A 22,788-nucleotide genomic window follows, 5' to 3' on the forward strand; every position below is an offset into this window, starting at 1 on the left:
AGCTTCTTTTACAGAATTTTTATTTATATCAATCCAAATAAGTACATGACTGGAAAGACGAACAATAGACTATCGAATCGATCTAAGATCCCACCGTGTCCAGGTAAAATGTTCCCTGAATCTTTGACCTCATAGTGGCGTTTAATTGCCGACTCGACTAGATCCCCAAATTGGCCTACGATCGATAGAATGATCGTTAGGAGTAACATGACGAATAAGCCATGTCCAAACAATTCTTGTGGTGGATAAAGTAAGAAATATAGTAAGGCAACAACTAACGCACTACCTATTCCCCCTAATGCACCTTCAATCGTTTTATTGGGTGAGATATCTGGCCATAGCTTACGCTTACCAAAACGTCTACCAACTAGATATGCGCCAATATCGGTTGCCCAAACGATGAACAAGCCAAAAAGTAATACGTTGATTCCTTCTGTACGCGCACTAACAAAGTTTTGAAAACCAAAACCGACATATAAACTAGTAACAACTGGAAAACCAGCTTCATCGATCGTATACATATTTTTTGAGAAGACAGCGGCACCCAATAGGATCATCACAGTCAAATAAAACAACATAAATTCATTTGTTTGTTCAGGTAAAAAGAAAAACCAGCGCTCTTTCGGCAGGACAAGAAAAACTGCACCAATGGCAGAAAGAACTCCTTCAAAACTTAATAGTGTCAATCCTTTCATACGAAAAAGTTCATAGACACCAACTACTGCTAATAAAGCCGCTACTAGCTCAAGACCAATTCCTCCGATCCAAATGATCGGAATAAATAATGCCAATGCTACGACCGCAGTGATCACACGTTGCTTCATGATTGTTCTCCTTTATCTACACTTTTTACGCCACCAAAACGACGGTCTCGATGTTGATAAGAAGCGATTGCTTCCTCTAAATGGGCGCCGTCAAAATCTGGCCATAAGGCTTTTGAAAAATATAATTCACTATAAGCAATCTGCCACAATAAGAAATTACTGATCCGTTCTTCGCCACTTGTCCGGATGACTAATCCTGGATCGCGAAGTTCGGGAGGTAAGAAACCGGTCATCAAATGATCCGCGATCATGTCCTCGTCGATGTCTTCCGTAGAAAGATCGTTTTCTTTTACTTGTTCACTGATTGCTTTGACTGCAGAGATGATTTCTGCCCGACTACCATAATTCAGTGCGAAGTTTAAGATCATTCCCGTATTTTCTTTGGTTTGTTCAATGGCACGGCGTACTGCATCTTGCGTATGTTCCGGCAAAAGTTCTTCATAGCCCATCACTTGTACCTTGACATTTTCAGCAATCAACTCAGGGACGAACGTATCAAAAAAGTCTACAGGTAATTGCATCAAAAAATTGACTTCCTCTTTTGGACGTTTCCAATTTTCGGTTGAAAACGCATAGAGCGTTAACACCTTTACCCCAAGTCGAGAAGCTTTTTTAGTGACTTTCTTAACGGTTTCCATGCCTTCTTTGTGGCCAGCCACTCGTGGAAGACGACGGTTTTGTGCCCAACGACCATTCCCATCCATGATGATGGCGATATGTTTCGGGATATCTCTCTGCGCATCAAAATGGTGCTCACTTTTTTCTTGAATATATTTGTTTTTTTGCGGAAAAAAACGTAACATTCTTTTTCCTCCCATACTAAAAAATTACAACTATCTTTACCATTATAGCAATATCTATCGTTATTTCCTATGGTATAGCCCTTTTTTTACGCAAATTCAAAGGATTTTTTAGTTTTTCTTAGTCAAAAAGTAAAAAACAGGAGACAGCACTTCACACTGTCCACCTGTCTTTATTGATTCTTATACTTCAAGCAATTCTTTTTCTTTGTCTGCAGCGATACGATCTACTTCTTTGATACTATCATCTGTTAGAGTTTGCACTTCTTTTTCTAAGTCACGCAAATCATCTTCTGTGATATCGCCATTTTTTTGTTGTTTCTTGTACTCATCGATTGCATCACGACGAATGTTACGGACAGCGATTTTCGCATTTTCAGCTTCTTTTTTCACGTCTTTCGCTAATTCTTTCCGACGTTCTTCTGTTAACTGAGGAATGACTAAACGGATCACATTTCCGTCATTTGTTGGGCTGATACCGATGTCGCTTGCCATGATCGATTTTTCGATGTCTTGAAGCACACTTTTATCGAATGGTGTGATCATCAATACTCTTGCTTCTGGGATCTGGATCGATGCTAATTGGTTCAATGGTGTTGGTGCGCCATAATAATTAACAGTTATACGATCTAATAAGCTCGCATTCGCACGGCCGGCACGGATCTGTCCAAGTTCACGTTGTAGATTTTGTGCTGCTTTTTGCATCTTGTCTTTTGCTTCTGTCATAATTGCATCTGCCATTGTTTATTTCCCCCTTACGGTTGTTCCGATATTTTCACCTAAGATTGCTCGGCGAATGTTTCCATGTTCATTAAGATTGAACACAAGTAACGGGATATCATTGTCCATACTCAATGAACTAGCAGTTGAATCCATTACTTGTAATCCTTTTGCAATGACTTCCATGTGTGTCAATTCATCGAATTTCACTGCTGTTGAATCGATTTTTGGATCGGCAGAATAAACACCGTCAACATTGTTCTTAGCCATTAAAATAACATCAGCGCCAATTTCAGCTGCACGTAATGCCGCAGTTGTATCTGTAGAAAAATAAGGGTTTCCAGTACCACCGGCAAAAATAACGATGCGCCCTTTCTCTAAATGACGCTCTGCTTTACGACGGATGTATGGTTCTGCGATTTGTCGCATTTCAATTGAGGTTTGTACGCGTGTAGGAACACCAACATTTTCTAATGTATCTTGTAATGCTAAAGCATTCATCACAGTTGCTAACATGCCCATGTAATCCGCTTGTGCACGTTCCATCCCCATTTGTGCGCCAATTTGACCGCGCCAGATATTTCCACCGCCGACAACAATTGCCATCTCTACGCCTAACTCGTGGACTTCTTTGATTTCTTGGATGATTTCTTTGATAACTGGTGGTTTGATTCCAAACCCTTCATCTCCAGCTAAAGCTTCTCCACTTAATTTTAAGACGACACGCTGATATTTTGGTGTGACCATGTTCATTCCTCCAATATTTTCTATTGACATTCTACCATATCCAGATAGTTTAGGCACGAAAATACCTATGCTCCTGATATCTCTTGCCCTAAAAAAAAGAGCTGTGACGAATGTCGCTGCTCCTCATTTCATTCAAATAAGCGATGGAATCGATGGGGGCACAAAGAAAACGGAGAATGATCTTCATTTTCTTTGCCCCAAACATCGTCCCATTGATCAAGTCTATAAACCGGATTATTTTTTCACTTGGTTCATTACTTCTTCTACAAAGTTATCTTCGCGTTTTTCGATACCTTCGCCGACTTCAAAGCGGACAAATGATTTCACAGTTGCGCCTTTAGAAGCAACAAATTTTTCAACAGTCATATCAGGATCTTTAACGAATGGTTGGTCAACCAATGCGATTTCAGCTTTAAATTTGTTTAAGCGTCCTTCAACCATTTTTTCAACGATGTTCGCTGGTTTGCCTTCGTTCAATGCTTGTTCAGTCAAGACTGTACGTTCGTGATCTAATTCAGCTTCAGGAATTTGTGTTTCGTTTACATAACGAGGGTTGATCGCTGCTACGTGCATCGCTACGTCTCTAGCTACTGCTTCGTCAGTTGTACCTTCTAAAACAGCTAATACAGCAATACGTCCACCCATGTGTAGGTAACCGCCAAATGCAGCGTTGTCATCTTTTTCGATTACTTCAAAACGACGGAAGCTGATTTTTTCACCGATAACTTGTGTTGCTTCGATCAAGTCAGATTCAACTGTTCCTTTTGATGTTTTGATTTTCATTGCTGCGTCCATGTCAGCTGGTTTGTTTTCAGCAACTAGTTCAGCGATTTCTTTTACTAAGTCTTGGAACATTTCGTTTTTAGAAACGAAGTCTGTTTCTGAGTTGACTTCAACGATTGCTGCAGTATTACCTTTCACTGCAACTGAAGCAAGACCTTCAGCGGCGATACGATCGTTTTTCTTCGCAGCTTTAGCCATTCCTTTTTCACGTAAAAGATCTACTGCTTTTTCGATGTCACCTTCAACTTCAACCAATGCTTTTTTCGCGTCCATCATTCCTACGCCAGTCATGTCGCGTAGTTCTTTTACCATTTTAGCTGTAACGTCTGCCATTTTTTCTTCCTCCTAGTTGTATGCTTTTTCTTTAAAAAAAGCTGTTTCAAAGGAGAGTGAGGCTTGTCGCCTAGCCTTTGAAACAGCTCCATCATTTAAAAATTATTCTGCTGAAGAGTTGTCGCCTTCAACAACATCAACGATTTCTTCGATTGAAGTCGCTGTGTTTTCTGCTGAAAAATCTTCTTCAACTACTTGATCTTCCCCTTGATTTCCTTCGATGAAAGCATCAGCCATTTTTGAAGTAATCAATTTAACGGCACGGATTGCGTCGTCGTTTGATGGGATAACTACGTCGATCTCATCTGGATCACAGTTTGTATCAACCATTGCTACGATTGGGATATTCAATTTGTGTGCTTCTTGAACGGCAATGCGTTCTTTACGTGGGTCAACGATGTACATTACATCTGGGATTCTTGGCATATCAGCGATACCACCTAAGAATTTTTCAAGACGTTCACGTTGTTTGTTCAAACCAGCAACTTCTTTTTTAGGTAGAACTGCAAAAGTTCCATCTTCTTCCATTGCATTGATTTGTTTCAAACGAGCGATACGTTTTTGGATCGTATCCCAGTTTGTCAATGTTCCACCTAACCAACGGTGGTTTACAAAGTATTGTCCAGCACGAGTAGCTTCATCTTTGATTGCTTCTTGTGCTTGTTTTTTTGTACCTACGAATAAAGCAACGCCGCCTTCTTCTGCTACGCTCTTCATGTAATCGTAAGCTGCATCTACTAATTTAACTGTTTTTTGCAAGTCAATAATGTAGATTCCGTTTCTTTCTGTGAAGATGTATTTCTTCATTTTTGGGTTCCAGCGACGCGTTTGGTGACCAAAGTGTACGCCGGCTTCTAGTAATTGTTTCATTGAAATTACTGCCATGTTTGTTTCCTCCGATTTGGTTTTTATTTTCCCTCTTCTTGTCTTCCAACTCGCTAGCCAACTTTTACAAGCACCGACCAACGATCCAACAAGAATGTGGATTTATTGAGTAGTGACGCAAGATACACCAAAGTGATCTTTTTCTGCTCAACATTCAATAGTTTAACTGAATTGGGCATAAAATTCAAGAAAAAAAATCAACTTACTTAATTTTTTGTGTCTTCTTTTTCTCCCTCTCATTTTTTTATTTTATTTCTTTGTTTTTTTATAAGGAATTCGTGAAAAAATAAACAGGTAACTGGAAAATAAAGATGGGCAATTCAACGTTTTTTTGTTATGATACTTGTGAAAAGTTTCGTTAAAGGAGAACTAAAATGCGAAAAACTGAGCGACACTTGTTGATTAAACAAATCATTGAAGATTATACGATCCGTACACAAGATGAAATGTTAGCTAAGCTGACTGAAATGGGTGTATCTGCGACTCAAGCGACGATTTCAAGAGATATACGTGACTTAAAAATCGTCAAGGCGCCTGATGAAAATGGTGTTTCCCATTTTGTCCTGTTCAAAGAAAAGGAGACAGCTGAATCAAAAAGCGAAGATGAAAAACGTTTGATCCAGATGATTGAAGATATCGTGTTAAAAGTGGAACGAGTTCATTTTTTGACTATCGTCCACACCTTACCAGACAACGCACCATTGTTCGCTGCTGTCTTAGATGAAATCAAACCGCCTCATATCGTTAGTACGATTGCTGGCTTTGATACAACGATCATTATTTCGAAAGATGATGAAGATGCGCAGTTAGTTGAAAACTTCTTGCATCATCCCACTACAGCTACAATTTTTTAAATACCATAACAAATAGTAATTGTATCTATATTTTTTGATGTTGGTGAAATTTGCCAGCATCTTTTTTATTTGAATCAATACTAGAGAAGAACCTTGAACCTCTCTCAAGTTGACTTAACCTTCAGTTACTACGAAATTTCCGCTATACCTCGCACTCAATGCCTCATAGAAACAACAATAGTAATGTTTTCCACTAGTAGAATAAATACAAATTTGAGAAACACCACAAGCGCTAAAAACCATATAAAGCTTATTTAACTTTGAATTAGGCAGGTATTGCTTGTTCCATTATAAACCTCCACTTTTTTCTGATTGACGAAAAAACAGGACCCCACACTACTTATTTACATGTCATACTTTAATTTAAAAAACTTTTATAGCATAGAAAGGAAAAACGATTATGACCTTCTTTCCCTTTGTCGATCCCAACCGTCGACCACAAGCAGAGATCAAAAAAATGACAGAAGAACTTACTCGAAAATTTCATGCAATCGATCCAGATTTGACTTTGATACATAATGATAACTTTATTGATTACGGTCCGGAGGTCTTTCCACAACTTTCGTCGATTTACTGGGATCCTCGCGTGGCAAATCATCCGATGGAACATTTTGTGTACTCGGAGTACCAACTTAGATATAAAAACTATCCTCTTTACTGGTTTACTCCTTATGGTGAATGGCTTTACGAAACTTATAAAAAACCTGGAGGAACTCCAGATCCAGAAAGAAAAACTTTAAAAATGATTGAACAGACTCTCCTAAGAATCATTCATGACTATCAAGTGCGTAACCGACTCTACTGGAAAGACTTATTTACAGAAAAACAATTTGAACAGGAAAAGTTAGAACCTTATAAACGATTATCACAATTCGTTGGACCAGTAAAAATCATTAGTTCGCCAATTAGTTTCACTGACCCCAAACATCGATCTTTAGCTGCTGTAGAAAAGAATACCGAATTTTTAGAAACTCAATTAGATCACTTAGATTCTCAATTAACGGTGATTCATGATGATTCTTATATTGATTTTGGTCCGGATATTGGCCATTTTCTTGCGGAATGTCCTTATGATCCTGAAGAAGACGAGCCAGATGATCCTAGACGTTACTTATCTCACTATGATTACCACATTTATTTTAATGAGACAGCCATTTACGGACTTTCTCCTTATAGTATAGGAACTAGTTTTCATGGCGACTTCTTTAATGGGGGGATTGCTAATGTTACGTACCTTGGACTTAGTAAGGAACTAGATGATGCGATCGAAGTGATTATGAGGAAATATATGCTCTATAATAAATATTACTGGCGCAACAATTATTCCTATGAAGATTTCCAAAAAATAGTGCGTAACTATAAAAAGACATGGAAGTTGAATTAATTCAACATCTTATGATTGAACTAAAAAAATCTTGAACAGAAAGGATAGTAACTATGACCTTCTTCCCCTTTGTCGATCCCAACCGTCGACCACAAGCAGAGATCAAAAAAATGACAGAAGAACTCACACAAAAATTTCAAGCAATCGATCCAGATTTGACTTTGATACATAATGATAACTTTATTGATTATGGTCCAGAGGTCTTTCCAAAGCTATCGAAAATTTATTGGGACCCTCGTGTGCCAGATCATCCGATGGAACATTTTGTGTATTCGGAGTATCTGCTTAGATATGGCGGCTATCCTCTTTACTGGTTTACGCCTTATGATGAACAAATTTACGAATATTATAGAAGCCCTGGAGGGAATGCAGACTCGCGAAGAAAAACTTTAAAAATGATTGAACAGACTCTCCTAAGAATCATTCATGACTATCAAGTTCATAACCTTCTCTATTGGAAAGATATATTTACAGAAAAACAATTTGAACAGGAGAAGTTAAAACCCTACAAGAGAGTATCGCAATCTATTGGACCTGGCGAACTAATTAGTTCACCAATTAGTTTCACTGACCCCAAGCATCGACCTTTAGCTGCTGTAGAAAAGAATACGGAATTTCTAGAAACTCAGTTAGATCAATTAGATTCTCGATTAACCGTGATTCGTGATGACTCATACATTGATTTTGATCCAGATATCGGTCATTTTCTTGCGGAGTGCCCTTACGATCCAGAGGAAGACGAGCCAGATGATCCTAGACGTTATTTGTCTAATGAAGAGTATACAATTAGTTACGGCGGTATTTCTTTATTTGGTTGTTCCCCTTATCAATTAAGCTATGGAATACATGGGGATTTTTATAACGAATGGATGTTTAATACGGACTACCTTGGTTTAAGCGAACAATTGAATAATTCAATTTTAGCTATCATCTATCAATATCAACAGAACAATTTATATTATTGGCGTACTGTGTATACACCTGAAATGTTTCAAAAAAAAATCAATGAATATAAAGAAAGAGGTTTAAGCAGGCTTGGAAAAAAACTTTAAATAGATTCCGATAAATAAAAAGACCAATATCAAAGCTTGAAAAATAGTTTTGACATTAGTCTTTTTATAGTTAATTAATAAGTCCCACATCTGCGTTTCTTATTCACCCATGTCATTAGAAAATCTTTTACTTCAGAGTATATATTTATTTTAAAATAGGATATGCTGATACCACCAGTTACTACGAAAGTTCCGCTATACCTCGCACTCAATGCCTCATAGAAACAACAATAGTAATGTTTTCCACTAGTAGAATAAATACAAATTTGAGAAACACCACAAGCGCTAAAAATCATATAAAGCTTATTTAACTTTGAATTAGGCAGGTATTGCTTGTTTCATTATAAACATCTACTTTTTTCTGATTGACGAAAAAAACAGTCCCCAACACTCCTTATTTACATGTCATAATTTAATTAAAAAAATTTTTATAGATAGAAAGGAAAAAACGATTATGACCTTCTTCCCCTTTGTCGATCCCAATCGTCGACCACAAGCCAAGATTCGAAAAATCACAGAAGAACTCACACAAAAATTTCAAGCAATCGATCCAGATTTGACTTTGATACATAATGATAACTTTATTGATTATGGTCCAGAGGTCTTTCCACAACTTTCGTCGATTTACTGGGATCCTCGTGTGCCAGATCATCCAATGGAACATTTTGTGTATTCGGAGTATCGGTTGAAATATCAATTTTATACGCTCTATTGTTTTACACCTTATGGCGAACAAATTGATGAACATTACGGAAAAGTAAATCATTCGGATCGAAAAACGCTACAAGCAATTGACGATTTGATATTAACTGTTATTCACACTTATCAAGCAAAAAACTTATCTTACTGGAAGGATTTATTTCCAGAAGAACAATTCCAACAAACAATCGCATCTCATTATCAAAGAACTTCACAGATGATCGGTGAAGGTAGAAAAAGTAGTCGACTAATCACCTTCACTGCCCCTAAGCATCGACCTTTGGCCGCTGTAGAAAAGAATACGGAATTTCTAGAAACTCAGTTAAATCAATTAGATTCTCGACTAACTGTGACCCATGATGATTCATTTATTGATTTTGGTCCAAGTGATGGACATTTTCTTGCTGAGTGTCCTTATGATCCAGAGGAAGACGACCTAGACGACGATAGACGTGGTCTATCGGAGGAAGAATATGAGATTTGCTATGAAGATATTCCTCTATTTGGTTGTTCTCCCTATAACATAAGCTTTGGTATACATGGAGATTTTTACAGTAAATGGATGTTGAATATTGATTATCTTGATTTAAGAGAGCGATTGAATAACCCTACTTTAGCTATTATTCATCAATATCAGTTAGATAATCTATATTACTGGCGTGATCATTATTCCACTGAAAAATTCCAATCTGAAGCCCTTGATTCCAAAGAACGCGGGCTACGACAAATCCACTCCTGAATATTCAAAATGGTGTACTTAATGCTCAGTCAATTACAAAAAAATGACAGAAAGACTCTTGTAAAAAAATAATACTTTATCTATAGACTTAATTTAATTATTTCACAAAATGTTTTTTTATTTTCGTTTAAAAATTTGCTAAAAACCCTCTAGATTAAGCTTTCTATAATAGCCTTAATATTTTATATAGTAGGTACCATAAATACACAAAAAAATTATTGAAGTGTGAACAGTTCTAAAATATCTGAAAAAGACTAATAACTCAATTTTTTTTAGAGTTATTAGTCTTTATTATTTTGTTGTAAATTATAAATATTTTCTAATCTCTTAACTCTAATTTATAAATGGGTACGCTGTCACAACGTTTACCTTTCCATTTGCTTTTACATTCACATGTATTTTTATTTCAAAATTACCACTGCTTTCCTTTTCAATATAATCTTGTGGACCTGGAACATTTGTGACATTTTTCTCTACAATCCTTTCAACCTCACTAGTAATTTTTTCTGCATCCCAATTATCTGGAAAAACGGTAGATCCTGCTCTCTTGAAATCTTTCCCATAACTCACATCGGATTTAAACGGTTTTCCTTCCACCACCGTTCCTGTCGGTTTATAAACTACCCCACTTTCCGGATTATAAAAATCAGGATGGCGCGAATGAGCACCTGATATAGTCAATTTTCCATCTTTCCCCGGTCTTACCTCTCCCGCCACATGGCGCAAGGCTTTACGGTTATAGTATTCGGTGGTTGGTAACTTCTCTACCAAGGCTTCATTTGGACACCCTTTGGTGATTAGAGCCTTTTCCGCTTCCAATACGCGAGCGGCTTCGGCTTCTTCGACTTCAATCGCTGCTAGGATAACTTCTTCGGATTCAACTGCTTGTAAGACAGAAATCATTTCAGACCATGGTAAGCACATGGCGATGAGCAAGATATCCACTGGTTCGAGCTTCAATTGGGACTGCTTGATGACCCAGTCGGTATTTTCGTAATTTGGTAAGTGCTTCAATACACTGCCACCGACTTCAGAAATCGCTGCAATGGTGGTGTCATCTAAACTCTTTGGCAAAGAATTCGTGCGTTCTTCATCAAGCAAGCCATCGGCTAACGCATAGTAGTTGCAATAGACACCGAAAAAGCTTTGCACTTTGCGGATCGTATAGATGACTTCTTGGTTAAAACCGATGTCGATTTGGTCTAAGGGAACAATTTCTTGCGTTCCCCGATACGCAAACTCACCTTCCCGATCAGTGACAACTTCTTTGTCATTGGCTTTCGCTGCGATTCGGAATAGATTGGTCTGAAACGTATCAGGTAATTGATCAATCAGCGCATCCCGCTCATCGATCATCTGACGGGTGATTTCTTTTCCGATGTCATTGACAGAATCAACATCTGTTGGGGCTACTGCCCCAAATTGGACGGACGAGTATTCTTTGACCACTTCCAGAGCTTGTTCAGGTGTGGCGATTTCTGCTAAAAATGTATCAAAGTCCGTCTCCAAGGGAATCGTGATGCCCCGAACATCATATTGTGTATATAATTGTTGGCGATGGTCATAGGCGGTATAGCTCATGGTCACATTGACATAGGGTGTTCCTGGACCATTATATGGAGAAAAATTGATTTGCTTGAGGGCGCCGATCCGTGGAGGTAATTTTTCATTTCCCGGTAAGTATTCATTCAGTGAAGTATCTGGATAAACTAATAGACTTTGATCATTCGTGTCTTTAGGAACGAACAATCCGCTCATACCGTCCGTGCCGGTTCGCATCTCATATCCAGATAGTTCTGGTGTTGTTTGTATGTATTCAAGGAACTGGTTTTGGACCGTAATCCAGCTAGCCAACTCGATTTTGGTGGTCGGATAAATCTCAACGGGGTCTTCTGGAGCATCAATGGCATCACCGAGCAAGCTGATCGACTGCCTTAGGATACTTGTCGAAGTCAAACGGTACAATTGGCTGACAGCTGTCTCTTTGGTTGATTCTTTTAAGTAGGGTCGGGTAAATTCAGCAAAGGCGGTAGCTTGGATGATCGGTGCAATTTTTGAACGAGCAAACCGAGTACTGAGGGGTAACGTACTTGGCCCTTCCATCACGTCTAAATAATCCGCTAGAACTAAATTATCAAATACGTTATGTTCGGCAGTCAGGGTATCCGTAAATCCTCGGAGTTTTGCCCATTCGTTCCATGTTTTTTCATCTTTTGCTGGCGAAGTGCCACTTAAATCAATCGCAACAGCCGGACGCGAGGTTGCTTCTTTGAAGGATCGATCACTCGCAAAGGCTAAGAGTGTCGGTTGGAAAACCGACGACAACAACATTACAACCATCAACAACGAGAACCATTTCTTTTTCATTTTTCCACTCCTTTTCTTTTTTATTGACACCGAGAGTATATCCCAAGAAAAGAAAGCGCTTAATAAAAAGTGAAAATTCTCATGAAACGACTTTTTCTAAAATAAGAAAAGGAAATTCAATTATTTATTCATAAAAATTTTTGTATGTACAATTCAACATAAAACAACTATAAGAATGTATGCCGTACCAAAAATACGTCAAAAAAGCCGGGATTTTTTCAAATCCCGACTTGGCTCGTTTCTAAAAGAAACCCTTCTAGATAAAAATCAATTCAATTGTAAAATATGCCATGGATTATTGACTGGAACATAACATTTAGATTTCTCTTCAGAAAATCTTTAAACAATGAAACTTTTTACATTTTATCTGGTGCATGTAATCCTAATAGACGTAAGTCTTCTTTTAGTAAAACAGTGACAGCATAAACTAACGCTAAGCGCGCATCTTTTTGGTCATCATTCGCTAAGATTTTTGTATGTGCATAGTACTTATTGAACGCTTGTGCCAATTTGATCGCATGTTTTGCAATGATCGATGGCTCATATTTTTCACCAGCTTGAAGCACTGTTTCAGGATATTTCTGTACAAGCTTCACGACTTCCCAACTATTTTCGTCATTCAACGCATAAGCTTGATCTTTAGAAGGAACAAAACCTGCTTTGTCTAATAAACTCATCGCCCGAGCATGAGTATATTGGACATAAGGACCTGTTTCTCCTTCAAAACGAACCACTTCTTCTAAATTGAAGTCAAACGTATTCAAACGGTCATTTTTTAAATCGTGGAAAATAACAGCACCCACACCGACTTGTTTTGCGATGACATCTTTGTTTTCCAAATCAGGATTCTTTTCACTGATTTGTTGTTTCGCTGAGTCGATTGCTTCATTCAATACTTCTTCTAGTAAAACGATCTTTCCTTTACGTGTCGATAGTTTTTTACCACCTTGTGTGATCAAACCAAACGGGATATGGTGCATATCATCTGCCCAGTCAAAACCTAGTTCTTTCAAGACAGCTTTCAATTGTTTAAAGTGATAACTTTGTTCATTACCAACTACGTATAGTGATTGACTAAAATCATACGTACGTTTACGGTATAGTGCAGCTGCCAAATCACGCGTAATATAAAGTGTCGCACCATCTGATTTTTTGATCAAGGCAGGATTTAGATCATAAGCAGATAAGTCAACGATTTCTGCACCTTTGTCTTCTTGTAAGAGATGTTTTTCTTCTAGTAATTCGACGATTTCATCCATCTTGTCATTATAGAAAGCTTCCCCGTTCAATGAATCAAAACGAACTTCTAACAAGTCATAGATCTTGTTGAATTCTTTCATTGATTCGTCACGGAACCATTGCCATAACTCCATCGCTTCTTCGTCGCCTTCTTCTAGACGCTTGAACCAAGAACGAGCTTCATCATTCAATTCAGGTTGTGTTTCAGCTTCTTCGTGGAATTGGACATATAGACGCAATAATTCATTGATTGGTTCAGCTTTTACAGATTCAGCAGATCCCCATTTTTTGTAGGCAACGATCAGTTTTCCAAATTGTGTACCCCAGTCTCCTAAATGGTTGATACGTACTGGTTGATAACCTAATTTTTCCATAATAAAGCCAATTGAGTTTCCGATTACTGTCGAACGTAAGTGACCCATTGAAATTGGTTTTGCAATGTTTGGTGAAGACATATCGATCGGCACGCTTCCTTGGTTACCGATCGTGCTATCCCCATAGTGTTCTTTTTCTTTTACTACTGTAGCTAACACTTGCTTACTGATGATCTCTTTGTTCATAAAGAAGTTCAAGTATGGTCCGACGACTTCGATTTTTTCAAAATTTGTTGCATCGATTTTCTCAGCAAGATCCGCTGCGATCTGTTGTGGTGCTTTGCGGAAGATTTTTGCTAAAGAGAACGTTGGAAATGCGACATCTCCATGGTCCGCTGATTTTGGATTTTCAAGTAATTGTGCGACTTGCTCCAACGTCAAGTCATCTTGTACGACTTCATATAGTGCTTTTGCAACAACATCTTTGTTATTCATTTATTTTCCTCCTACATATTGTTTGCTGTAAAACAAAAAAATCTCTAGCAAATCCATATTTCCTATGAATTTACTAGAGACGAGAATTCCCGCGGTACCACTCCAATTGTCCTAAAAAGGACCTGCTCGATCTGATATCGGTAGACGACCGTCTGTCAAAGACAGAGTTCTCCAAGTGCGCTTCATTGGGATTTGTCCGTCCGGCTTCCACTCTACCCAGACTCGCTTTGAACGAAATGACACCAATTACTCTCTTGTTCAGCAAACGTTGCTCTTATTTAACTTGATTTGAATTATAGCAGATATCCAATCTCCTGGCTAGAGTTTTCTTCATAAATAAACGGTGTTCGAAAAGCTGACCTTCAACAATAAGCTAAAATGTCCAGGAGGTCTAAAGGAGATTAAAAACCAACTGGACATTTTATACACATGATCATGGTAAAACGATAAAAAGTTTCTTACGCTTCATCAGCAACAATGATTGTTCCTTCTTCTGAAGCTAATAGATTTTCAATATTTTCTAAGGAAGTAATAATTGCTTTCCCAGTAGGACGAGCCTCAACAAAGGCAATCGCTGCTTCCACTTTTGGCAACATGCTTCCTGGAGCAAATTGGTTTTCAGCAATATACTGTTTCATTTCTGAAACACCAACTGTTTCTAATTTCTTTTGATCTGGTTTTTGATAATTTACGTAGACATTATCGACACCCGTCAACACGATCAATAGATCTGCACCAATGATCTCTGCTAATTTTTCAGAAGCAAAATCTTTATCGATAACAGCTTCTTTTCCTTCAAGACCTGTTGCAGTTTCCACTACTGGAATACCGCCACCACCTACAGAAATGGTGATTACGCCTTGTTCCACTAATGTTTGGATGACTCGAGCTTCTTTGATTGAGATTGGTTTTGGAGAAGCAACGACCTTACGCCAACCACGTCCTGCATCTTCTTTGAATGTTACAGAAGAGTCTGCTTTCATCTGATCATTCGCTTCTTCTTCTGTATAGAACGGTCCAACTGGTTTGCTTGGATTTTTGAACGATGGATCATTTTCATCAACGATGACTTGTGTCACTAACGAAACGACATCTTTATCGATTCCTTTTTCCTTCAACACTTCGCCCATCGCATTTTGCAACCAATAGCCAATTGAACCTTCCGTCATCGCCACACATGTATCTAATGGCATTGCCGGTGTTTTTTCTGAATCAGCCGCTTGTTGTTGGATCAATAAATTCCCAACTTGAGGACCATTACCATGTGAGATGATCAATTCATCTCCTTGTTCAATAAATTTCACTAAGTATTTTGCTGTTTCCATCAATGCGTCTTGTTGCGCTTTTGCACTTGCATCTGTTGATAAAATCGCGTTTCCGCCTAATGCAACAACCACTTTTCTGTTTGCCATGTCTATCTCCCTTTCTTTCAGAACATTCTGAATTTTACCGATGACAAAACAAGCCAGCGTTCTTTCTGAACGATCCTCACGCTGACTCGTTTTGATTATTTACTTGTTAGTTGTTACACACGAGGAATGAATAAGTTTCCTAGTGTTGCTGCCATGATTGCTTTGATTGAGTGCATACGGTTTTCTGCTTGCTCAAATTGACGTGCATATTTACTGCGGAATACTTCGTCTGTTACTTCCATTTCAGTGATGCCGAAGCGTTCTTTCATTTGTTCACCGTAAACTGTCTTCGTATCATGGAATGCTGGTAAGCAGTGTAAGAAGATCAAACGATCTGTATTGTTTGTTTTTTCGATCATATCCATATTGATTTGGTAAGGTTTCAATAATTTGATACGTTCTTCAAATTTATCTTCTTCACCCATTGATACCCAAACGTCTGAGTAAAGAACGTCTGCTCCGTCTACCCCTTTAGCAACATCGTCAGTGATCATTAATTGTGCACCTGATTTCGCTGCAAACTCTTCAGCCATTTTCACGATTTCTTCTTCAGGTTGTAATTCTTTTGGTGCAACGATACGCATATTTGTTCCTAAGATCGCACCTGTTACTAACAATGAGTTCGCCATGTTGTTACGTCCATCGCCACAATAAGCAACTGTGATGCCTTCCACTTTACCGAAGTTTTCTTGGATCGTTAAGAAGTCAGCGATCATTTGAGTTGGGTGCCATTCATCAGTTAAACCATTCCATACAGGTACGCCTGAGAATTCAGCTAATTCTTCCACCATTTTTTGGCTGAAACCACGGAACTCGATTCCGTCAAACATACTACCTAATACTTTGGCAGTATCTTCTGTAGATTCTTTTTTACCTAATTGGATGTCATTTGCACCTAAATACTCTGGATGCGCACCAAGATCGATTGCTGCCGTTGTAAATGCTGCACGTGTACGTGTTGATGTTTTTTCAAATAGTAATGCAATGTTTTTTCCTTCTAAGTAATGATGTGGGATGCCACGTTTTTTCAAATCTTTCAAGTGTTGAGAAAAGTCGATCAAATATTGTAACTCTTCCTTTGTAAAATCTTTTTCTGCTAATAAACTTCTTCCTTGAAATACTGATTCTTTCATATGAACATTCTCCTTTAAAATTGTATTCTATTTGATAGTACATAAAGCACTTGGTATTAAGAGGAAATCTGATGGCAGCTGACAGTGACTGCCATCAGGAATAAACTATTTTAAATCTTCACGAACTAATGGTTGGCTCATGCAACGAGGGCCACCACGACCGCGTGACAATTCACTTGAAGTGATTTCCAATACTTTGATGCCGTAGCTTCTCAATAATTCGTTTGATACATAGTTACGATTGTAAGTAACTACCACCCCTGGAGCAATCGCTAATGTGTTTGAGCCATCATTCCATTGTTCACGAGGTGCAACAATCGCATCGCCATTACCTGTTGGGATCAATACAAGATCATCTAACCCTAAAACTGATTTCAATGACTCTTGTAAATCATCTGAATGAGAAATTTTGATATCATCGCCAGCTTGTTCAATTGTAAAGACGTCCATTTTTCCTTCTTTACTTTGGATCGCTGGATGGATTGTGAATTTATCATGGTCAACCATAGTAAATACTGTATCTAAATGCATCATGGCACGATTATTCGGGATCTTGATTGCCAAGACTTTTTCAAATCCTGCATTTTTCGCAAATAAGTGACGTGCTAAACGCTCAATCGCTTTTGCATTTGTTCTTTGTGAGATACCCACAGCGACAACTGTGTCACTAAGGATCAATTCATCCCCACCTTCGATATGATCTGGATTTTCGCGATCCAACCATACGTCAACCCCTTTATTTGCAAAACGTGGGTGGTGGTTCAAAATGTATTCTGTGAACATTGACTCACGACGACGTGCTTCAAATGCCATTTTATTGATTGTCATCCCATTCCCCATTGATGCGGAAGGGTCCCTTGTAAAGTATAGGTTTGGCATTGGATCCATGTAGAAAGGATAGTCGTCATCAGATGATAAATCGTATAAACTACGTGATTTCACATCGATATCTTTTGTACGGACACCCGCCATGATCTTATCTACCATATCTTGAGTTTCCATTGATAGAAGGAACTCATGAAGACCATCTCTAACAGCATTAGATGCAATAAAAGATTCATCTAACATTTTATTTAAAAATTCCTCTTTGACATTACCTGCATCGATTGCTTCAGCCGCTAATTTTTCTAAATATAATGTTTCAGCGCCTTCACTTTGGAGCACTTGTGCAAATTCATCATGCTCAGCTTGTGCAATCGGTAGATACGGAATGTCGTCGAACAACAAACGATCCATAATATCAGGCGTTAGATTTTCCACTTCTTGACCAGGTCGTTTTAATAATACTGTCTTTAACTTTCCTATCTCAGAGAAAACGTGAATCGGTTTATCCATGTTGTGTTGCCTCCTTCGTTTTGATTACATATTTAGAATAAACTGCTTTTGTAATCACTTTCATGCTTTTCTCGCATTTAAAAAGAGAAGAATCTCTCATTATTAAAGCTTAATTAAATAATTACACATTTTTGCATCTTTTATTAATAATTTCTCTTTTTTTTATACTGAAAACTCTCTCAAAAAAATTTTTATTCATCAAAAAAATTTTTTTGTATATTTTTAAATCCCATTTAAATTAAGGTTGTTAGCGTTTACTTTATGTATATTATTTGTTTTTTATACACTTTTATGATCACTCATCAAATTATATTCATCTGTTTTGTATAAATCCTACATAATAACAAACGCAATTAATATTTTACAAAATATAGCTTTTCTCGGAATGTATTATGGCTTTACAAAAGAAATAAAAGAAGTCACAATAGAAGGAGAGAATTATAGGAAGCAGGGATGTTCATGCGTGTAAATAAAATCGATTATCATTTTTCTAAACTCAGATATCAACCTGATTTTGAACACTTTACTGATGAGGAATTTGAAGAAATCAAAGAGCAGACTGTCCTACGTTCATATAAGAAAGGACAAGTGCTTTTTGATGAAGGAGATGAGCGGCAACGTTTCTATGTCTTAACAGAAGGATTGATCCGTTTAGAGCGTTATGACGAAAGTGCTACTTATTACTACTATGATTATGTCACAGCAAATAATCTCTTTCCAATGTCTGGTATTTTTGAAGAAGAACCTTATACGTATACAGCACAAGCCATGACAGATATCGAGACTTTTTATTTTCCTGTAGCTTGTTATGAAAAAATTGTCAAAAACAACCCCAATCAATTGATTTACATGATCCAGAAGTTAGGAAAAGTCGTTCAGATGCACGAACTACGCATTCAAATCGGCTTGACCTCCAGTGCATTTGACCGAGTGAAACAAAACTTATTTGTTTTAAAAGAAGAATTAGGAATCCCTACAGAAGACGGTCATATATCGATACCCTATCCGATCACGTTGAAAGAACTAGCAGTCAATAGTGGTACCACTCGTGAAACCGCCGGACAGGTGATCAAACAGCTGAAAGACTCCGGCTTGGTGAATTATGACAAGAAGCGGTTCACGTTTTGTAAGGAGGCAGTGACACCGGGATGGCGGGAGTGATTCTTTGCCATCCTCTACTATAAATATTAATAAATGAGCCAAAGGTATTTGACAATATCCACTACCTTTGGCTCATTTTTTGATAAATAAAAAGAAGTAAGTAATCAGTCACTTACTTCTTCTCTCTTGAATAAATGAAACAATAGGATTTGTTCTCATTACTACTGTAAAGATAAAATACAGGGTAATAGCAATTAAACCTTGTACTATATTAGTTATTAAACTTGCTTGCATAGAATTAGTCAATATTCTGGTGATAATCATCATTGCAAGTGCTGAAATAAAATAAATACTTATTCGCCGAAAATTAAAAGAAAAGTTAGTAGATTTGAGAAACGAGCGCACTCTTACTGCAGTAACAAAGAATTCAGCCAATAAATTAGAAATGACAACTCCAAAAAAACCAACAGTTGGTAGTAAGATTAGATTACTGATAATGTTTATACCTGCACCAATAATCACAGATTTATTATATTCTCTAACTTTACCTATAGGAATAAGGTACTGTCTTGAAACAGCCATACCTAGCGGAATAATTACTATTAAAGGAGTAAAAAATGGGATAACATTATTAATAAATAAAAACTTTTCCCCAAAAAACCATGGAACAAGCTTATCATATACAGTTAACATCCCAAACATGATCGGTAAACTAAAAAACAACTGTAGATCAATCGTTTTATCCATCAGCTCTACAATTCGCTCAACATTTTTTTTAGCAAACAAACCACTCATATGTGGAAGTAAAACAATATCAAGTGTAGTGATGATTGTTATAAACACTGTATTTAAGGTGAGTGAGTTTGTATAAAATCCAACTGCTGAAGCCCCTATGAATAAGCCTAATAAGGTCTTATTTAAATTCGTATATAAGGTAATCGCTACTTGGGGTATAAAGAATTCAAACGAGCCTTTGATGTGACTAAAACTTTTTTTTAGATTTATTTTTTGAAATGTTATATAAGGTTTGATAAAGAACCAAACTAACACTTGTGAAACAAATATACCAGCTGTTTGGATCAAAATATAGATACCTACATCATTTGAATCTTTAATAAAAAGCAGTATCAACACAAAAGTAATTATTTGAACGAATAAACTCGATACACTAGTTAACTTAAAATCTTCAATTCCCATAAAGAACCATGATATATCAAAAAGCACTGCTAAAATGGTTAAACTTTGAAAATAAAAATAATTACTGTTAGGTAAGAAACTGACAACAGCAATGTAGATAAAAAATACTGCTAATGTCAATATCGCTTTAAATACAACAATTTCCCAAAATAATTTAGAAATGTCCTCTTGTCGATTATACGCAAGTGCGATTTCTCTATTCCCATACATAGCTACACCTAAGCTAGCAACTAGTACAAAATATTGTGCGATTGAATTGGTATAGTTGAAGATCCCTATTCCAGCAGGACCTAACGCCATAGATACTATAGGTATGGTTATAATTGGAATAACGATTTTCATTATCTGGAATATGGATTGATAAATGAAATTACGAGCTATGTTTTTCACTCAATCAATCCCTTCTAAAAATATCTCTAGTATAAACTTTTTCTTCAACGTCATCCAATTCTTCATCAAATCGATTGGAGATGATTACATCACTTAGATTTTTAAAATCTGCTAGTTCAGGTATCACCGGAAAACCTGAAAAATCCTTCTCATCTACAGTAGGTTCATAAACAATAACAGAAATACCTCTCGCCTTCAGTCTTTTCATTACTCCTTGAATTGAAGAATAACGAAAATTATCTGAAGCAGCTTTCATAGTCAAGCGATAAATCCCTACAACTTTGGGACTTCTAGCTAAAATTTGTTCAGTGATAAAATCTTTTCTCGTCGCATTTGCATCAACGATTGCACCAATCAAATTGCTTGGGACACCACTATAATTTGCACGCAGTTGCTTAGTATCCTTTGGTAAACAATACCCTCCATAGCCAAATGATGGGTTATTATAATGCGAACCAATTCTAGGATCTAGTCCGACACCTTCGATAATTTGCTTACTGTCTAAACCATTCGATTCAGCATACGTATCAAGCTCATTGAAATAAGCAACTCTTAAAGCTAAGTAGGTATTTGAAAACAATTTGATTGCTTCCGCTTCTGTTGAATTCGTCAATAGTATCGGGACATCATTATCATGAGCATTTTCCTTAAAAAGATTAGCAATTTCTTGTCCCCTATCTGAGTTTTCGCCAATCACGATTCTTGATGGGTGAAGGTTATCGTATAGTGCTTTACCCTCACGCAGAAATTCTGGTGAGAATATTATCCGCTCCGTTCCATACTTTTTCTTTAATTCTTCCGTGTACCCTACAGGAACGGTTGATTTGATTATAAAAGTAGCATCTGAGCGAATTGCTAAAGCTTGTTCGATTACTTTTTCAACTGATGAAGTGTTAAAATAATTCTTCTTTTCATCGTAATCTGTTGGGGTTGCAATAATTAAGTAATCACCGAAAATCACAGCTTCTTCAAAGTCTTTGATAAAATTAATTTTTAGATTATCCTTTTTTAAAAATTCACTAATTTCTTTATCCTCTATAGGAGAAATTCCTTGATTCAACTGGTCTATTTTTTCTGTTACAATATCATATGCTTTGACTGCTTCGCTTTGGCTTAGAAGTAGTGCATTTGCTAGGCCAACATAACCTAAACCGAATACTGAGATATTCAAGCTCTATTCCTCCTTGATTGTTTCAATGATAAGATTCTTCTTGGTACGATTAATGCAATTAAAGGTTTGATAATATAAATATATTGTGTTGGTGATAGCTTGAGTTTCTTAAAATTTCTATATCTAAATTTGAATTCACCAATTCTATTTTCCCAAGAAATCTTGTTATAGTAATTCTTATCTTGATAATAATAAACAAGCTTTTCTTGTATATTGAATCCCCTAAATCCATTTACATACAATCGCAAGTATAAGTCATAGTCCTGACCTCTCACAGTTTCTTTAGAAACCCTATAGCCTTGAACACTCTCTAATGCTTCCTTTCGAAACATTACTGATGGATTAATAAATGGACTAGTTTTTAGCAAGTCATTAATTTCAGGTTTATCTTTAATTATCAACTCACCATATATACCATCTTGATCCCAAAGATAAGCATTACTTCCAACAAAATCATATTCAGGATGATTATCTAAAAATAGAACTTGCTTTTCCATTCTTTCCTCGTGACAATAGTCATCATCATCTAGTTGCATGATATACTTTCCAGAAGATTTTTTTATTGCTTTATTACGCGTATAGGCACTTTTAGAATTTTTTTCATTTTGATAAATTTGAATTCTTGAATCTGTTTCTTCCAGTTCCTTTAATATTTCCCATGTACCGTCTGTTGAGCAGTCATCACAAATAATGATTTCAAAATTTTGGTAAGTTTGTTTTAAAATAGAGTCTATAGCTCTTTTAATTGATTTCTCCGCATTAAATGTGGGTACAATAACACTTATCATTTATTTTCTCTCCTAAATTAGCTAAT

General features: G+C 37.0%; 19 protein-coding genes. 5 read left to right on the top strand and 14 right to left on the bottom strand.

The window, feature by feature from the left end; all coding sequences use genetic code 11:
• Positions 1–23 precede the first annotated feature (23 nt).
• The 6 genes from IGJ95_RS08480 to rpsB form a co-directional block, all read right to left on the bottom strand.
• The gene (locus IGJ95_RS08480) at positions 24–824 is read right to left on the bottom strand and encodes a phosphatidate cytidylyltransferase (RefSeq protein WP_023519848.1); all 801 of its coding nucleotides are present in this window, start codon (positions 822–824) and stop codon (positions 24–26) included.
• A complete protein-coding gene (locus tag IGJ95_RS08485) occupies positions 821–1,627 on the bottom strand; it encodes an isoprenyl transferase (protein WP_010735188.1) in 807 nt (268 codons plus the stop codon). The genes IGJ95_RS08480 and IGJ95_RS08485 overlap by 4 nt, the downstream gene beginning before the upstream one ends.
• Positions 1,628–1,807: 180 nt before the next feature.
• Positions 1,808–2,365: a ribosome recycling factor gene (gene frr, locus IGJ95_RS08490; RefSeq protein WP_023519849.1), complete on the bottom strand. Its 558-nt coding sequence runs from the start codon at positions 2,363–2,365 to the stop codon at positions 1,808–1,810.
• Between the two features lie 3 nt (positions 2,366–2,368).
• Positions 2,369–3,091 (bottom strand): UMP kinase, encoded by a 723-nt coding sequence (pyrH, locus tag IGJ95_RS08495; protein ID WP_010735186.1) that lies wholly within the window; start codon positions 3,089–3,091, stop codon positions 2,369–2,371.
• A gap of 234 nt (positions 3,092–3,325) precedes the next feature.
• Entirely contained in the window at positions 3,326–4,207 is an 882-nt protein-coding gene (tsf, locus tag IGJ95_RS08500; protein WP_010735185.1) for a translation elongation factor Ts, read from the bottom strand.
• A 102-nt stretch (positions 4,208–4,309) separates the two neighbouring features.
• A complete protein-coding gene (gene rpsB, locus IGJ95_RS08505; protein WP_010735184.1) occupies positions 4,310–5,092 on the bottom strand; it encodes a 30S ribosomal protein S2 in 783 nt (260 codons plus the stop codon).
• 374 nt (positions 5,093–5,466) lie between these two features.
• On the opposite strand from rpsB, the gene IGJ95_RS08510 reads away from it, so the two are divergent.
• The 4 genes from IGJ95_RS08510 to IGJ95_RS08525 all read left to right on the top strand — a co-directional run bounded on the left by IGJ95_RS08510 (position 5,467) and on the right by IGJ95_RS08525 (position 9,820).
• On the top strand, positions 5,467–5,946 hold the full coding sequence (locus IGJ95_RS08510; RefSeq protein ID WP_010735183.1) for an arginine repressor: 480 nt from the start codon (positions 5,467–5,469) through the stop codon (positions 5,944–5,946).
• 400 nt (positions 5,947–6,346) lie between these two features.
• Positions 6,347–7,330: a hypothetical protein gene (locus tag IGJ95_RS08515; RefSeq protein WP_023519851.1), complete on the top strand. Its 984-nt coding sequence runs from the start codon at positions 6,347–6,349 to the stop codon at positions 7,328–7,330.
• Between the two features lie 53 nt (positions 7,331–7,383).
• On the top strand, positions 7,384–8,382 hold the full coding sequence (locus tag IGJ95_RS08520; protein WP_438748235.1) for a hypothetical protein: 999 nt from the start codon (positions 7,384–7,386) through the stop codon (positions 8,380–8,382).
• Positions 8,383–8,836: 454 nt separating this feature from the next.
• Complete coding sequence (locus tag IGJ95_RS08525; RefSeq protein ID WP_438761721.1) at positions 8,837–9,820, top strand: hypothetical protein; 984 nt, start codon at positions 8,837–8,839, stop codon at positions 9,818–9,820.
• 333 nt (positions 9,821–10,153) lie between these two features.
• On the opposite strand, the gene IGJ95_RS08530 is transcribed toward IGJ95_RS08525, so the two are convergent.
• The 5 genes from IGJ95_RS08530 to arcA form a co-directional block, all read right to left on the bottom strand.
• A complete protein-coding gene (locus IGJ95_RS08530) occupies positions 10,154–12,187 on the bottom strand; it encodes an EndoU domain-containing protein (protein WP_438761723.1) in 2,034 nt (677 codons plus the stop codon).
• Between the two features lie 356 nt (positions 12,188–12,543).
• Entirely contained in the window at positions 12,544–14,235 is a 1,692-nt protein-coding gene (gene argS / locus IGJ95_RS08535; protein ID WP_153829747.1) for an arginine--tRNA ligase, read from the bottom strand.
• A gap of 458 nt (positions 14,236–14,693) precedes the next feature.
• Positions 14,694–15,647 carry a carbamate kinase gene (arcC, locus tag IGJ95_RS08540; protein WP_010735176.1) on the bottom strand — a complete coding sequence of 318 codons (954 nt, stop codon included), beginning with the start codon at positions 15,645–15,647 and terminating at the stop codon, positions 14,694–14,696.
• A 113-nt stretch (positions 15,648–15,760) separates the two neighbouring features.
• Positions 15,761–16,780: an ornithine carbamoyltransferase gene (gene argF, locus IGJ95_RS08545; protein ID WP_010735175.1), complete on the bottom strand. Its 1,020-nt coding sequence runs from the start codon at positions 16,778–16,780 to the stop codon at positions 15,761–15,763.
• A gap of 105 nt (positions 16,781–16,885) precedes the next feature.
• The gene (arcA, locus tag IGJ95_RS08550) at positions 16,886–18,115 is read right to left on the bottom strand and encodes an arginine deiminase (protein ID WP_062805084.1); all 1,230 of its coding nucleotides are present in this window, start codon (positions 18,113–18,115) and stop codon (positions 16,886–16,888) included.
• A 459-nt stretch (positions 18,116–18,574) separates the two neighbouring features.
• On the opposite strand from arcA, the gene IGJ95_RS08555 reads away from it, so the two are divergent.
• Positions 18,575–19,276 (top strand): Crp/Fnr family transcriptional regulator, encoded by a 702-nt coding sequence (locus tag IGJ95_RS08555; RefSeq protein WP_023519859.1) that lies wholly within the window; start codon positions 18,575–18,577, stop codon positions 19,274–19,276.
• Positions 19,277–19,384: 108 nt separating this feature from the next.
• Here the strand turns inward: IGJ95_RS08555 and IGJ95_RS08560 are convergent, their stop codons facing one another.
• Genes IGJ95_RS08560 through IGJ95_RS08570 form a run of 3 tightly spaced genes read right to left on the bottom strand, consistent with a single transcriptional unit; the run spans position 19,385 to position 22,762 of the window.
• The gene (locus IGJ95_RS08560) at positions 19,385–20,803 is read right to left on the bottom strand and encodes an oligosaccharide flippase family protein (RefSeq protein ID WP_010735172.1); all 1,419 of its coding nucleotides are present in this window, start codon (positions 20,801–20,803) and stop codon (positions 19,385–19,387) included.
• 4 nt (positions 20,804–20,807) lie between these two features.
• Positions 20,808–21,974, bottom strand: a complete 1,167-nt coding sequence (locus IGJ95_RS08565; RefSeq protein WP_023519862.1) for a nucleotide sugar dehydrogenase — start codon at positions 21,972–21,974, stop codon at positions 20,808–20,810.
• On the bottom strand, positions 21,971–22,762 hold the full coding sequence (locus IGJ95_RS08570; RefSeq protein ID WP_010735170.1) for a glycosyltransferase family 2 protein: 792 nt from the start codon (positions 22,760–22,762) through the stop codon (positions 21,971–21,973). Before IGJ95_RS08570 ends, IGJ95_RS08565 begins: the two co-directional genes overlap by 4 nt.
• Between the last annotated feature and the right edge of the window lie 26 nt (positions 22,763–22,788).

This window comes from Enterococcus sp. AZ156 (assembly GCF_051714165.1).
GTDB classification, from domain to species: domain Bacteria; phylum Bacillota; class Bacilli; order Lactobacillales; family Enterococcaceae; genus Enterococcus_B; species Enterococcus_B pernyi.

What these genes read in the sequence shown, in the direction of transcription:
- IGJ95_RS08480 (WP_023519848.1), bottom strand. Translation starts at nt 824, where the DNA reads ATGAAGCAACGTGTGATCACTGCGGTCGTAGCATTGGCATTATTTATT.
- IGJ95_RS08485 (WP_010735188.1), bottom strand. Translation starts at nt 1,627, where the DNA reads ATGTTACGTTTTTTTCCGCAAAAAAACAAATATATTCAAGAAAAAAGT.
- frr (WP_023519849.1), bottom strand. Translation starts at nt 2,365, where the DNA reads ATGGCAGATGCAATTATGACAGAAGCAAAAGACAAGATGCAAAAAGCA.
- pyrH (WP_010735186.1), bottom strand. Translation starts at nt 3,091, where the DNA reads ATGGTCACACCAAAATATCAGCGTGTCGTCTTAAAATTAAGTGGAGAA.
- tsf (WP_010735185.1), bottom strand. Translation starts at nt 4,207, where the DNA reads ATGGCAGACGTTACAGCTAAAATGGTAAAAGAACTACGCGACATGACT.
- rpsB (WP_010735184.1), bottom strand. Translation starts at nt 5,092, where the DNA reads ATGGCAGTAATTTCAATGAAACAATTACTAGAAGCCGGCGTACACTTT.
- IGJ95_RS08510 (WP_010735183.1), top strand. Translation starts at nt 5,467, where the DNA reads ATGCGAAAAACTGAGCGACACTTGTTGATTAAACAAATCATTGAAGAT.
- IGJ95_RS08515 (WP_023519851.1), top strand. Translation starts at nt 6,347, where the DNA reads ATGACCTTCTTTCCCTTTGTCGATCCCAACCGTCGACCACAAGCAGAG.
- IGJ95_RS08520 (WP_438748235.1), top strand. Translation starts at nt 7,384, where the DNA reads ATGACCTTCTTCCCCTTTGTCGATCCCAACCGTCGACCACAAGCAGAG.
- IGJ95_RS08525 (WP_438761721.1), top strand. Translation starts at nt 8,837, where the DNA reads ATGACCTTCTTCCCCTTTGTCGATCCCAATCGTCGACCACAAGCCAAG.
- IGJ95_RS08530 (WP_438761723.1), bottom strand. Translation starts at nt 12,187, where the DNA reads ATGAAAAAGAAATGGTTCTCGTTGTTGATGGTTGTAATGTTGTTGTCG.
- argS (WP_153829747.1), bottom strand. Translation starts at nt 14,235, where the DNA reads ATGAATAACAAAGATGTTGTTGCAAAAGCACTATATGAAGTCGTACAA.
- arcC (WP_010735176.1), bottom strand. Translation starts at nt 15,647, where the DNA reads ATGGCAAACAGAAAAGTGGTTGTTGCATTAGGCGGAAACGCGATTTTA.
- argF (WP_010735175.1), bottom strand. Translation starts at nt 16,780, where the DNA reads ATGAAAGAATCAGTATTTCAAGGAAGAAGTTTATTAGCAGAAAAAGAT.
- arcA (WP_062805084.1), bottom strand. Translation starts at nt 18,115, where the DNA reads ATGGATAAACCGATTCACGTTTTCTCTGAGATAGGAAAGTTAAAGACA.
- IGJ95_RS08555 (WP_023519859.1), top strand. Translation starts at nt 18,575, where the DNA reads ATGCGTGTAAATAAAATCGATTATCATTTTTCTAAACTCAGATATCAA.
- IGJ95_RS08570 (WP_010735170.1), bottom strand. Translation starts at nt 22,762, where the DNA reads ATGATAAGTGTTATTGTACCCACATTTAATGCGGAGAAATCAATTAAA.